Source organism: Peribacillus sp. CSMR9, from assembly GCF_033141925.1.
In the GTDB taxonomy this organism is placed as follows: Bacteria; Bacillota; Bacilli; order Bacillales; family DSM-1321; genus Peribacillus; species Peribacillus simplex_A.
Genome location: NZ_JAOPHO010000037.1, coordinates 1 through 13,542, shown reverse-complemented (window position 1 = coordinate 13,542; position 13,542 = coordinate 1). Strand labels below are relative to the sequence as shown.

Below are 13,542 nucleotides of genomic sequence, written 5' to 3'. Positions count from 1 at the left end.
TTCTATTATAATAAGGAAAGCTTTACAATCACCTTCTGATGCAGTAAAAAAGTCAATTTCCCATACCATGGAATAATTTAATCACGTTAACTTGTTTGCCTATATATAGGAGCTGAATTCACACGCCGGAGTATGCCATGAAACCACCATCGACTGGTACCGTAATTCCCGTGACAAAGCCCGAATAGGATTCATCAACTAGCCAAAGCAAGGTACCAAGTAAATCTTCAGGCTGCCCAAAGCGCTTCATGGGTGTTGAAGTAATGATTTTATTAGATCTTGCCGTCAGGCTGCCATCTTCATTAAGCAGAAGATCCCGATTTTGCTTCGTCAAAAAGAATCCTGGAGCAATGGCATTCACCCGTAAACCTTCTTCGGCAAAATGAACAGCCATCCACATGGTAAAATTATTTATCGAAGCTTTGGCAGCACTATATGCTGGTACTTTAGTCATTGGAGCGTAGGCGCTCATGGAAGATACATTCACGATAACAGGTGCTTCCACTTGCAATAACTCTTTCCCAAAAACCTGACTGGCCAAAAATGTACCGGTGAAATTACTGGCAAAAACCTGAGAGAATCCATTTTCATCCAAATCAAAAAAGGATTTTCCTTCTGCTTCTTCCCCATATTTCTCTGGAGCTGTGATGGCATCAGGGTGATTGCCTCCCGCACCATTTATTAATAGATCCACTCTTCCGAACGATTCTATTATTTTCCCTTTTGCATTTTCCAATGAGGTTCTATCCAAAACGTCTGCCGCGATGGAAATCGCAGTCCCCCCAGTTTGTTCAATGAGTTCGACCACTTCTTGCCCTTTTTCCGCCGTTCTGTTCAATATAGCTATCTTGACACCATGACGGGCCAATTCCACCGCCATTTTGGAACATAAAACACCGCTGCCTCCAGTGATAACTGCCACCCTGTTCGATAAGTTTTCATGAATGGGAATCATGATTTTTCACCTAATTTAGTAGCTTCATATGCATCCCATAATCCGAGCAAATACATGATTCCCAATGCTCGGTCATATAAACCGTAACCTGGGCGGCAAACTTCACCCCATATATGGCGGCCATGATCCGGTCTGACATAACCAGTATAATTTTGCTTATTCAATTCTTCCACGACGCCCTGTATATTGATCGATCCATCCTGGGTATGATGGGATGTTTCCACAAAGTCACCATTTTCATAAATCTTCACATTGCGTATATGCGAGAAAGGTGAACGGTCTGCATATTTTTTAGCCACCTGGACCATATCATTTTCAGGGTTTGCCCCCATAGATCCTGTACACAAGGTAAACGCATTCGATGGTGAATCCGAAATCGAGATCAGTTTTTCATAGCTCGACTCACTGGTGATGATTCTTGGCAAACCAAAAATGGACCATGGCGGATCATCCGGGTGTATTGCCATTTTTATACCGCAAGCCTCTGCAACAGGTAATATTTCTTTTAGGAATATTTCAAGATTCGCCCATAGCTGCTCTTCGTCCACAGTTTTGTAAGCTTCGAATAATTCAGAGATTCTATCCATCTTTTCTGGTTCCCAACCTGGTAAAGTTAAATCTGAAGCTTCCATTACAGTACGAATTAAATCTTGAGGATCTAACGTATCCACTTTCGCTTTTTCATAAAACAGGGCAGTTGAGCCATCTTCCAAAGGATGGAACATTTCCGTCCGAGTCCAATCAAAGATCGGCATGAAGTTATAACAAATGACCTTCACTCCAGCTTCCGAAAGATTCCGGATCGTCTCTTTGTATTTCTCTATATATATCATGCGGTCTTCATTACCCAATTTAATCGATTCATGGACATTTACACTTTCTACGACATCCGTGTGAAAACCAAATGATTGGATATACTCAATTTCTTCTTGAATTTCTTCTTTTTCCCATACATCACCAACAGGTTTTTGGTGAAGTGCCCAGACAATACCTTTCACTCCAGGAATCTGTTTAATGTGCTCCAGTGTAACGGTATCATTGTCTTTCCCGTACCATCTAAATGTAATGTTCATCATGCACCTCCATTATTCCGCAATTTTTTGCATGTATTTTCGGCTTAATTCCACTGCGGCTTCATATCCGCCATTTTGATATGCTTTGTTCAAGTCACTGCCGATCCCGATTGCTACCGCGCCTGCATTCAGCCAGTCCTTCATGTTATCCAAATTGATTCCGCCGGTTGGCATGATCCTTACATTGGGCAGTGGACCATTAACCGACTTGATGAAATAAGGTTCAAAATGATTTGCCGGAAATAACTTCAAAACATCACAACCTGCTTCCAATGATGTAGCCATTTCTCTAATTGTCATGCATCCAGGCATATAGGGAATGCCGTATCGATTACAAAGTTCGGCTACGCCATTGACAAAATAGGGGCTGACGATAAAATTGGCGCCAGCTAAAATCGCGTGCCGAGCCGTTTCAGAATCAAGTACCGAGCCTGCTCCTAATAGTGCATCCGTATTTTGCAGATCTTTGAAAGCTTCTTCAATTCCCGGTGTTGTATACGTCAATTCGATTGCCTGAATACCGCCTTCCACAGCTGCTTTAGAAAGTTGTGCCGCCTCCTTTGCATCCTGTCCCCGGATAACAGCTACAACTTTCGTTTCCGTTATTCGATGTATGATTGAATGTTTATCCATAACTCCTACCCCCTTAATTAAAAACGATGATCGCTTTTCGAACTTGTTCGGGATGATTTTCAACAAAATTAAATGCTTCCTGGATATCATCGAGCGAAAATGTATGGGTAACTAAACCTTCATGTCTGAGTTTTCCTTCATTTAAAAGTTTTACCACTTTTGGGAACTGGTTGGTTTGCAATCTAGATCCTTTCACCGATACTTCCTTTTTTGTGATTGGTAGCTGGGAAACCGATGAAGGACGTTCATCAAAACCGAGTACGACAATCCGCCCCGCCGTTGACACGACATCGAAAGACAATTCGAATGTCATCGGTAAGCATACTGCATCAATGACAACGTTGGCCCCTTCGCCATTCGTCCATTCTTCCACTCGTTTTTGAACATCTTCTTTTCCAGCATGGACGGTGATATCGGCGCCGCTTTCTTTAGCGAATTCCAAACGCTCATCACTTAAATCCGTGATCATCACTGATGCTCCTTGAAGCTTTGCCATCTTTAATATGCAAATTCCAATAGGCCCGGCTCCCTGGATAAGCACTGTTTCCCCTTCCTCCACTTCACCTCTCCAAACGGCCTGTGCGCCGATTGTGTATGGCTCAGCCAATACTATTTCTTCCCAAGCTAAAGCGGAATCCACAACATGTAATTGTTTCTCCGGAAGGACGAACCATTCCCTCATCCCACCATCTTCATGTACCCCAAAAACGGAAAGTTTTTCACAAACATTTTGGCGGCCTTTACGGCAGGCGTAACACTCCCCGCAATAACTGATGGGCTCAATAACAACGTGGTCCCCCACTTTTATGCCCGCGACGCCTTGTCCAATCTCCACAACTTCTCCCGCTACTTCATGCCCGACGACTCGCGGCAGCGTAGCAAGAGGATTCGTACCATGGTAAATATGCATATCCGATCCACAAATCCCGACTCTTTTTACTTTTACAAGGACATCCGTCGAGTTCGAAATCCGTGGTTTTTCCACTTCTTGAATGATCAGTTCATGAGCTCTCCGTACTTGAACCGCTTTCATTTCTCCACCTACTTTGTAAGAAATTCATAAACACTTGATGCTATCGTAATACCTTGTTTCAGGTTTTTTTCTTCATTGATTTGTTCAATCTCACCCGGTACATATACGCGATCGAACCCTGGAGCATGTTCAACCTGTTGCAGCTCTTCGATCATTTGATCCATTTGCTCTAAAAATATATCAGTATCCGTAAAGAACGAAGGATTAATTACACAAAAATAATGTCCAAGCTTCCGTTTCTTATCAAGGTCGTCATACATTTTTCCAATGTGCGGGCCAAATGCCGCACCGGCCAATAATCCAGAAAACACATCTACAATTACGGATAGACCATAGCCTTTCGGGCCTCCGAAAGTGGAAAGGGAAGCGACTTTATTCGGGTCTGTGACATTAGCTCCATTTTCATCCACTCCCCATCCTTCAGGGATTTCCTTTCCTTCTTCGCGTGCCTGGAGGATTTTCCCCAGCGCAACATTGGATGTTGCCATATCAAGAATAAAGGGTTTCTTCGTTTTGGCAGGAACTCCGTAAGCGATTGGGTTGGTACCAAGAAATGATGTTTTTCCTCCGAACGGGACCACAATTTTATCGGTGTGTGACATCGCAATGCCAATCAACTTTGCATCAGCGGCCTTTTGAACAAAATAGCTTAGTGCCCCGCAATGGCTGCTATTATGAACAGTCACCATGCCCACGCCATTATCTCTAGCCATTTCGATTGCATGGTCCATGGCCACGTCACTAATCACATGCCCAAATCCATCATCTCCATCAACTACACCGGTGACGGGCCCTGTCTTTTGGAAGGAAATCTGGGCATCGGGATTTATTCCCCCTGCCAGTAAACGGTTCACATAATGCTCTGTTCGCAAGACACCATGGGAATTGACATTTCTGAGATCGGCATGAACCAATACTTCCGCGATTTTCCCGGCATTTTCTTCATTTAAACCCACTTTGGTCAGCTGTTGTATGACTAATCGTTTTGCTTCCTCGGCTTGTATCGTTACTGTTGCCATTTTTCCCCCTCATTTCTTTCAGTCATCTATCTTTCTATAACAGCCTCATTCTGTATGAAAGGCATTACTTCATCCAAATATGGTAATCCTTCATTGTCCCCAGCAACAGTGGTGACAAGAGCTCCTACACCATTTGCGAATGTCAATCTTTCTTCAATTGATAAGCCATGAAGATATCCGTAAATATAACCGGCATCATAACCATCTCCCGCACCAACAGTATCTACAGGTATAACAGGGAAGGCTTCTTTTTCATGCCAATCATTTTTGGTATATAGTTTTGAACCATGTTTCCCGTCCTTAATGACAAGCTGATCAATATCATTCACCTTTGCGAATTCCGCCAAAGATTCTTTAGAGTCAGTTCCGATGATCAATCTTATTTCATCCAAACCTGTAAGCAAAATATCAACATATGGAAAAATATCATAATATACTGATCTTGCTTCCTCGATGGACCATAGCTTTAGACGAATATTCGGATCAAATGAAACAGGTATATTTTTTTGTTTTGCAATATCCATTACCCTCTTGGCAATATCCACATTTTTGGGATCTATAGCCAAAAATACTCCAGTAAGGTGGACTATATCAATCTCTTCAAACATCTTCTCTGTTATATCTCCCGGCTTTAAAGTTAAAATGGGAGATTGATAACGGTAATAAAATGTCTTTCCGGAACCATCTTCCCGGATTTCTTTAAAGTTAAGAGATGTTGGATATCCATTTACATAGGCAACATCACTCATGTCCACGCCTTCCCCACGAGCGAAATTATATATAACTTTACCGAATTCATCCTTGCCTAAGCGGCTTATCCATTTTGCCCGCATGCCAAGCCTTGCACAGCCAATCGCAAAATTCAGTTCAGCGCCTCCTACTTTTCGCTCAAAACGGTTAACGAATCTTAAAGGTCCTGTCTCTTCCGGATTTAGCGTAATCATGGCGTCGCCGAGCGTTAAAACACCATATTTTGATGACAATACAGTACCTCCTTCTTTCGAACAATCACAAATAAAAACAAAAATATTTGATCATATCACTTTCATTACATTTCTTAGCTAAATCGATTTAGTAAAATACTAAACCGGTTTGGTAAATCATAAGGAAATTGTAAATGAAAACCCTACCAAAAACAATAGAAAAGTTTGATAATTCATAATTTTATTTTTATTTAATATTATTTTTCAGCCAAATTCATGACAAAAAAAAACCATATTACGGTAAAGTGGAAGGACTTATTCCTTCCCTCTTTTTTTAATGATTAAGAGTTTCTGATTTTCATCCAAGAGCTTTCAATCAAATTTAACTCTTTGCTATTAATTTGGAGAAAGTTGTATAATATATCAATTGTTAAATAAGTATGAAAGGTTGTTTTTTGGAATGAGTTTTTTGAAAATTCACATCTTGCTTACAGGAATAATGATAACATGGGGGTTAAATGTCTCAGTTATTAAAATTTTAGTTGCGAATACACAGCCCGTAACAATCACCTCTTTGAGAATTTTCACTGCTTCTCTTATAGTCATTCTTATCCTTTTCTTCTTTGGACTAATACGCCTTCCAAAAAAAAGTGAACTTTTTTACGTTTTTGGAGGAGCACTTTTGAGTGTCGTTTTTCATCATTATTTTTTAGCTGAGGGATTGACGAAGACTTCTGCATCGAATGCTGGACTGATTTTGGGCATGGGGCCAATTCTGACTGTCATCTTGACCATGATATTCTTTCGTAAAAAGCCCACTTTAATCAGGCTTTTTGGCTTTATATGCGGTGCCCTAGGTGTGAGTTTTACCGTTATGGCAGGAAGTGGAGGACTTCATTCTATTAATCTGGGAGATGTGGATATTTTACTTTCCATACTTTCACAGGCATTAAGTTTCATACTTATCAATAAAGCCTCAAAAACAATGGATCCACGATTACTAACCGGCTACATGATGCTGATCGGGTCTTTTATTCTTTTTGCCATCAGCTTATGGAAGGAACCAGAGGGCTTATCATCACTGGCAGCTGCACCAAACACCATATGGGGAGCTTTTATTTTCTCCGCCATTTTTGCCACTGCCCTTGGGCACATGAGCTATAATTATGCCATTGGTAAGGTAGGCGCAGCCGAATCATCCATTTTTCTTAACTTAAACACCTTATTCTCTCTGTTAGGAGCAGCATTTTTCCTCAATGAAGCCATTATGCCTGCACATTTCATTGGACTCATCTTCATTGTTTCGGGGGTATTGCTTGGCTCCGGTGCAATTGAAATATGGATTCTACAAAGGAAAAATAAACGTATATCTGCCTAGCGGCAACAGTATTACCTGATTCCATATCTTTATACACTAATACTATAGTGAATCATCGAAAAAAATAAGAGACGCTAAGACACTACTATTTCTTTTAAAAAATGAATTGTAGTGTCTTAGCTTCTTAAATGCTGGTATAATTCATAATTTTATATACTGGTACTTAAGGTATTTCACTTTGGTACCTGCCAAACCATCCTCCATCTACAGATATTAATCAATCTTGAATATTATTTCAGCCTCATTAATTAGAGCTTCATCATATCCGTCTCTGTTTCACAATAGCTGTATACAAGAGAAACTTTAGTTTAAAGGGGGATTTGTTATTTCATTAAGGTTTTACTGTTATTAAAGAGTATAGATTAGTATCAAATGAAACATCATTTTGGTACATATAATTTCTCAATATCCCTTCTTTTTTGAAACCTAAATTTGTCAACAACTTATTGGATGCTTTATTTTCAATAAAAACAATTGCTCCAATACGCGTTAGGTCAAGCTCTTTAAAACCATAAGAAATCACCTTACTGGCAGCTTCTGTTGCATAACCGTTACCCCAATCACTTGGGAAAAGTGCATAGCTCAGTTCTGCTCTCTTATGTTCATGAGACCACTCTTGAAATCCAATTGTTCCAATAATGCCATCCTTCCCTTTCAATTCAATTCCCCATTTAATCCCACGTTTTTCATCGAAATTCTTTGAAAAATTCCTAATAATTTGCTTCACCTGATCTGTATTTGTTAATGGAGTTTGACCATAATACCGTAATACATCTGGATTGGAAAAACATTTTAATATATCCAATGCATCACCTTCGACCAATTCTCTCAAGACCAACCGTTCAGTTCTTAATATAGGAAACATTTCTCCACTCCTTAAAACTAGATTCCTCTTAGCCATTCAAATTAGTTTAAACTTGGATAAATCCTTGAGAAAAACCATCTTTATTTGTTTATGAACATTTATATAAATAACCGCCCCAGGCCCTTGAAATTACTTTCTATACACGTCCCTTCGCATTGCCCTACTTAGATATGCATGAATTTTTGTGCATCCCCATTTTTTTATGGCCCATTAATTTTGATCAACTACCTTTAGGCCTCCATAAATTTGTAGCGCAACACCCGTACGTACTACCTTAGCTACTGATATATCAGACTTCCATTCAAAAAAAGGTCAACCAGTATAAAAATCCGGCTAACCCTATAAAAAGAACGCAAACTTTAGCTTTATGAGGGCTTGATATCATAGTTTCCCAATCCATAAACAGATTACATGATATATAGACATTCAATGAATACATTAATTGAATATCCTCTGCCCTAATTAGGATTTGCTGTTATGTTCCACAGTTATTACGACATTTCCCTTCTTGTGTCCTTTCTCGACATATCTATGGGCTTCAACTATCTCTTCAAACGCATAATATCTGTCAATGACCACTTTTAACTTCCCCGCTTCAACAAGTTCTTTAAGTAAGTTTAGAGCTTCGGGGGTTTCAGGTGAATTCTGACTCAATATTAGCTTCTTGCCGCTTGTCAATTTAGTCCATAGCATTCGAACACCTGGTAACGGTACAGTGACATTTAGATAAGTTCCGTCCTTTTTCAGCGATTTCATACAAGCTGAAAACGAACTCTTATCTACCGCTTCAAATATAACATCATAGGTCTCATCCATTCTGGATAAATCTTCTTTAGTGTAGTCGATTACTTTATCGGCTCCCAGAGATTTTACCAATTTTAAATTTGTGGTACTGCAAACCCCTGTAACTCTTGCTCCGAGATACTTAGCAATCTGAACTGCATAACTTCCGACACTTCCTGAAGCACCATAAACAAGAACCTTTTGACCACTCTCTATGTTAGCTTTTCTAAGATAAAACAATGCTGTACGTGCCCCTATTGGAATGGCTGCGGCTTCCTCAAATGATAAATTATTGGGCTTAATGGCTACTGATCCGTCTTCAGGCAGACACTTATACTCGGCATAAGCACCAAAACCCACTTGGGAAGCTGCAAATACATGGTCACCTGCTTTAAACAGCTTGACATCCTTACCTACTGACTCAACTTCCCCAGATAACTCCAAGCCTAATATGGATTTTTTTGGACGTCTTAAACCAATTATGACCCGAGCAGGCAGCCAAACAGAGAGAGGAACTTTAAAGCTACGTGACCGAATATCCCCCATTGTTACCGTTGTCGCTTTTACTTTTACCAGTATTTCATTATCTTTAGGAGTAGGCTTTTCTACCTCTTTTAGTTGAAGAACGTGGGGGGGACCGTACTTTGTGTATACAATTGCTTTCATTTACCCTCCTCCAATTCGATATATTCACTTAATATCTACGAATCGTCAAAAACTGTTCTTAAACCATCCTGCTCCGTTATTTTAATAAAGAATAACCCAAACCCTAAATTTTGGCAATCCAAACTAAAGTGAGAGCCATTTTTATAGGAATGATGTTAACAGGAATACTGGAATGTTATGCTTTGCACTTTCATTGCCTTATTCCGGATCCTATCCAAGAAGCGAGTAACTGTTGAATAATCTCTAAAGGCGTTTACAATAGCTTACTCACCTTCATTTCTCTTCATGCCTCTAATAAGTACCTCAGCCACCTCAGGACGCGTAAATTCAAGTGGCGGGATAAGTCCCTTCCGAAGCATTTCCCTGACTTTGGTCCCACTTAATATAAACCTGTCTTCATCTTTATGGGGACAGGTTTTCATGGAAGCCATGTTCAAGCATTTTTTGCAGAAAAAGCTATGTTCAAAGAACAGGGGTTTTATCCCTATTTTCAGGGGGTCAAACTGGTTAAAGATTTCTTGGGCATCATATGTGCCGTAATAGTCGCCTACACCTGCATGATCTCGGCCGACAATAAAATGTGTGCACCCATAATTCTTACGAACAATTGCATGAAATACTGCTTCCCTTGGCCCTGCATAGCGCATTGCCGCTGGGTATATGGCAAGCAAGACCCTATCCAATGGGTAATATCCTTTTAGTAAAGCTTGATAACTTTCCATCCGAACATCGGCAGGTATATCATCTTTTTTAGTTTCACCCACAAGAGGATGCAATAATAGTCCATCAACAGTTTCCAAAGCTGTTTTTTGCAGGTATTCATGGGCCCGGTGTACAGGGTTCCTCGTTTGAAACCCAACAACAGTATTCCAACCTAAATCCTTGAACATCTTTCTCGTTTCGGAAGGGTTCAAATGAAATTTTTCGAATGGCTCATGTGATGCCCCATTTATTAAATAAATAGGTCCTGCGACATATATATCCCCTTGTCCAAACAGCTTTTTAACCCCAGGATGGTTGGGATCTGCTGTTTTATATACGAGTTCGGCTTCCTCCCGTTTATCGTATTCAAACTTCTCTTCCACCTGAATGATACCAATAAGTTCCCCTTCATCACTGTATAAAGCAACTTCATCCCCAATGTTCAGCCGACTTGCCTCCTCCTTCGTGACAGGAAGAGTGATCGGTATCGTCCATGGTAAACCATTTGCCAGATGCATATCTTTGATTACGCTCCGGTAATCCTCTTTTCCCATGAATCCCACAAGCGGGCTGAACCCGCCGTTTGAAATCATTTCCAGATCGGAAGCATTCCATTTCGAGATGCTCAGGGACGATAAGGATTTACACTTTTCCAAATACTCTTGACGGTCAGTTCCTGATAATTCACGTTGAATCAATATCCCGCCATGTGGATCGATAATGTTCCTTTTTGCCTGCATTTATAACCCCTCAATCATTAGATTTGGTTTGTTTCATATTCTCCTTTTTCAAATTCGGACATGTACATGTTAAAGACCATTATCCTTTAAATATTTCATGACCTGCTGCACGCATTCTTCAATGGTGTAATGATTGGTTTCTATAAGAATCTCTGGATTTCCAGGTTCTTCATAAGGATCCGAAACGCCTGTGAAGTGAGTGATTTCCCCATTTCTAGCTTTCTTGTACAATCCTTTTGGATCCCGTTTTTCGCAGGCTTCGATGGGACACTTTACATAAATTTCAATAAACTCATCTTGTTGTACCTTTTTTCTTACTTTCTCCCTGTCACTGGCATAAGGCGAAATGAAAGTGGCCAACACAACGATTCCGCTATCCACAAAAATTTTGGAGACTTCCCCGATTCTCCTTATATTCTCTTTACGGTCATCCGAGCTGAAACCAAGGTCTTCATTCAATCCATTGCGTAAATTATCTCCATCTAAAATATATGTCGAAATTCCCATCGCATACAGTCTTCCTTCAACCATATTTGCGATGGTAGACTTACCCGACCCTGATAACCCTGTAAACCAAAGAATATAGCTTTTATGTCCGTGCAGAGTTTGCCTTAGCTCTTTCGTAATGGAAAAAGGATGTTGATGGATATTCTCTTGTTGACTCACACTATCTCCCCTTTATTCTTTATGGGACCCCTTTTTATTGTTCCTGATGACAAAGACTAAAGAACCTGCCCACGCAATTAAAATAATCATATATATATAGGGTGCCCAATGATCATGGTTGGTCCAAGTGACAATCAACGTCCGGGCATTCGTCAAGATGATAAAACCCCCAACAAGGACGCCCAATAAATAAGATGGCAATTTCGTAACGATCCATGCAGCAATCGGGGCAGCAATAATCCCGCCTACCATAAGGGAGATTACCCAAAACCAGTTGACTTCCTGCCAACCTAATGCAATGAGGAACCCTAAGGTTGCGGAAACAGCAATAGCAAACTCGCTTGTGTCAACAGTTCCAACAACTTTTCTGGCAGGAACGCCTTTTTGGGATAATAGGACAGGAGTTGTGATGGGACCCCAACCTCCCCCACCGGTTGCATCTGCGAAACCGGCTATCAAACCTAATGCTATCGATTTTTTTCTGGATAGATTAATTGATTTCTTTTCATTTATTTTCTGAGACGTTTTTAAAAAGCGAAAAAGTACATACACGCCAAGAAACAGCAAAAATATTGAAATGTATGGTTTTATCACATCTCCTGGTAAATTACTTAAAAAACACGCTCCTGTAAATGCCCCAACAGATCCTGGGATGATTAATTTGAAAAGGGCTTGGCGGTCCACATTTCCGAATTTCAAATGAGAAATGCCTGATGCCGCAGTTGTCACGACTTCTGCCAAATGAACAGATGCCGAGGCCACTGCCGGTGCGATTCCGAATGTCAGCAACAACGATGTGGATGTAACCCCATATGCCATACCTAATGACCCATCGATCAGCTGAGCCAGAAATCCGATAAACGCGAATATAATGAGCTTTCTCATTTTCTCCTCCTACATGAGCATTCCCTTATTTTTATAACCTACATGTTGCCAAGTTTCTGTAACTTACCAATGAATTACGCTCGTCCAATGTCGATTATCGGAATTAAGTCTTGCTAACAAAAGCTTTTTCCAATTGGTGACAATCCCCTATTATTAGGGAAAAATGAATGATTTCTATAAGATATGCAAAGAGCTTTATGTATGTTAATTGACTTAAAAGGAAGTTGGAAAATTAATTTGGGCACTCTCGAGGTCTGGTGATGATATCCAAGCTAAAGAAGCCCCTGTTTTATAAACAAGGACCTTCACTATCCATCATGATCATCTATTGTTTCCTAAGTTCATTTACCAATAATTGTTTCATTTTGGCATGATGTCGATTAACCACATGCCTATTTTCCAATTTGATGCTACCTTCATGTTTTTTAGAGCCCATTTCTGTATGAATCCTATAAAGTAATAGGGGTTGAGGCACAAAGTGAAATTTGAAGTTTTGCAAGATCCGCAACCATAAATCATAATCATGTGTGTATTGAAGCGTTTCATCAAAAACTCCGATGAGCTCGAAAACCTTCCTGTGAATCATGACCGAGCAGCCGTTAATAATGTTTCCTCTGATCATTGCTTTAAAAAGTTCAAGTTGATTAGACGGGTATATCCCTATTAAGGGAGAAATGATCTCTCCATCATCATCCATGCAGTAATAACTGGTATAACTAAAATAGGCATTCTCCCTTTTCATTAGATCCAACTGGACTTCCGTTTTTTCTGGGTAAAAGATGTCATCAGAACTAAGCCAGCATACATAGTCACCTGCTGCTTTTTCGATGCCGGTATTCAAGGCACTGGCCGTCCCGCCATTTTCCTTTTTAATGTAAATGATTTTATCTAGAAACGGATCGATTTTTTCTGAATATAATGTAGAGCCGTCATTGACTACGATAATTTCAATATTTTTGTAGGTTTGATTGACCAAACTCTCCAAAGCTTTATCGATATATGGACAATTATAAAATGGAACAACAATCGACACTTTAGACATTTATGAACCGCCTTTCAAATAATCACCATTTATTTCATGAACATCCGGACTATCTGTTTATAAATAATGATTCATTTTCATTCTTATATTTATTCACACCTAGTAAGAAATGCCTGCTTTACACCCTCCGGTGGTGACACTTTCAGAAGCGTTATATTTATAGGCCATTGCCTCTGCTA

The 13,542-nt window shown here is 40.0% G+C and carries 13 protein-coding genes; 1 reads left to right on the top strand and 12 read right to left on the bottom strand.

Annotated elements, in window-relative coordinates; translation table 11 throughout:
- Nucleotides 1-118 precede the first annotated feature (118 nt).
- From N9I19_RS15970 to N9I19_RS15945, 6 genes are read right to left on the bottom strand one after another with little or no spacing between them, the layout of a single operon-like run.
- The gene (locus tag N9I19_RS15970; RefSeq protein ID WP_089363390.1) at nt 119-955 is read right to left on the bottom strand and encodes an SDR family oxidoreductase; all 837 of its coding nucleotides are present in this window, start codon (nt 953-955) and stop codon (nt 119-121) included.
- The gene (uxuA, locus tag N9I19_RS15965) at nt 952-2,028 is read right to left on the bottom strand and encodes a mannonate dehydratase (RefSeq protein WP_317778362.1); all 1,077 of its coding nucleotides are present in this window, start codon (nt 2,026-2,028) and stop codon (nt 952-954) included. The genes N9I19_RS15970 and uxuA overlap by 4 nt, the downstream gene beginning before the upstream one ends.
- 12 nt (nt 2,029-2,040) lie before the next feature.
- The gene (locus tag N9I19_RS15960; protein ID WP_317778361.1) at nt 2,041-2,661 is read right to left on the bottom strand and encodes a bifunctional 2-keto-4-hydroxyglutarate aldolase/2-keto-3-deoxy-6-phosphogluconate aldolase; all 621 of its coding nucleotides are present in this window, start codon (nt 2,659-2,661) and stop codon (nt 2,041-2,043) included.
- A 13-nt stretch (nt 2,662-2,674) separates the two neighbouring features.
- Nucleotides 2,675-3,694 carry a zinc-binding alcohol dehydrogenase family protein gene (locus N9I19_RS15955; RefSeq protein ID WP_317778360.1) on the bottom strand — a complete coding sequence of 340 codons (1,020 nt, stop codon included), beginning with the start codon at nt 3,692-3,694 and terminating at the stop codon, nt 2,675-2,677.
- Between the two features lie 8 nt (nt 3,695-3,702).
- The gene (gene allD, locus N9I19_RS15950) at nt 3,703-4,713 is read right to left on the bottom strand and encodes an ureidoglycolate dehydrogenase (RefSeq protein WP_317778359.1); all 1,011 of its coding nucleotides are present in this window, start codon (nt 4,711-4,713) and stop codon (nt 3,703-3,705) included.
- A 26-nt stretch (nt 4,714-4,739) separates the two neighbouring features.
- A complete protein-coding gene (locus tag N9I19_RS15945; protein WP_317778358.1) occupies nt 4,740-5,696 on the bottom strand; it encodes a sugar kinase in 957 nt (318 codons plus the stop codon).
- 400 nt (nt 5,697-6,096) lie between these two features.
- Here N9I19_RS15945 and N9I19_RS15940 point away from each other — a divergent pair, with 400 nt between their 5' ends.
- The gene (locus N9I19_RS15940; protein ID WP_317778357.1) at nt 6,097-7,014 is read left to right on the top strand and encodes a DMT family transporter; all 918 of its coding nucleotides are present in this window, start codon (nt 6,097-6,099) and stop codon (nt 7,012-7,014) included.
- 331 nt (nt 7,015-7,345) lie between these two features.
- On the opposite strand, the gene N9I19_RS15935 is transcribed toward N9I19_RS15940, so the two are convergent.
- From N9I19_RS15935 to N9I19_RS15910, 6 genes are all read right to left on the bottom strand, one after another.
- Entirely contained in the window at nt 7,346-7,879 is a 534-nt protein-coding gene (locus N9I19_RS15935) for a GNAT family N-acetyltransferase (RefSeq protein WP_317778356.1), read from the bottom strand.
- A gap of 462 nt (nt 7,880-8,341) precedes the next feature.
- On the bottom strand, nt 8,342-9,328 hold the full coding sequence (locus N9I19_RS15930; protein ID WP_317778355.1) for an NAD(P)-dependent alcohol dehydrogenase: 987 nt from the start codon (nt 9,326-9,328) through the stop codon (nt 8,342-8,344).
- A 263-nt stretch (nt 9,329-9,591) separates the two neighbouring features.
- Nucleotides 9,592-10,770 (bottom strand): sulfate adenylyltransferase, encoded by a 1,179-nt coding sequence (gene sat / locus N9I19_RS15925; protein WP_317778354.1) that lies wholly within the window; start codon nt 10,768-10,770, stop codon nt 9,592-9,594.
- Between the two features lie 69 nt (nt 10,771-10,839).
- Nucleotides 10,840-11,436: an adenylyl-sulfate kinase gene (cysC, locus tag N9I19_RS15920; RefSeq protein ID WP_289320268.1), complete on the bottom strand. Its 597-nt coding sequence runs from the start codon at nt 11,434-11,436 to the stop codon at nt 10,840-10,842.
- Between the two features lie 12 nt (nt 11,437-11,448).
- Nucleotides 11,449-12,321 carry a sulfite exporter TauE/SafE family protein gene (locus N9I19_RS15915; protein ID WP_317778353.1) on the bottom strand — a complete coding sequence of 291 codons (873 nt, stop codon included), beginning with the start codon at nt 12,319-12,321 and terminating at the stop codon, nt 11,449-11,451.
- Between the two features lie 325 nt (nt 12,322-12,646).
- A complete protein-coding gene (locus tag N9I19_RS15910; protein ID WP_317778352.1) occupies nt 12,647-13,363 on the bottom strand; it encodes a glycosyltransferase family 2 protein in 717 nt (238 codons plus the stop codon).
- Nucleotides 13,364-13,542: the final 179 nt, after the last annotated feature.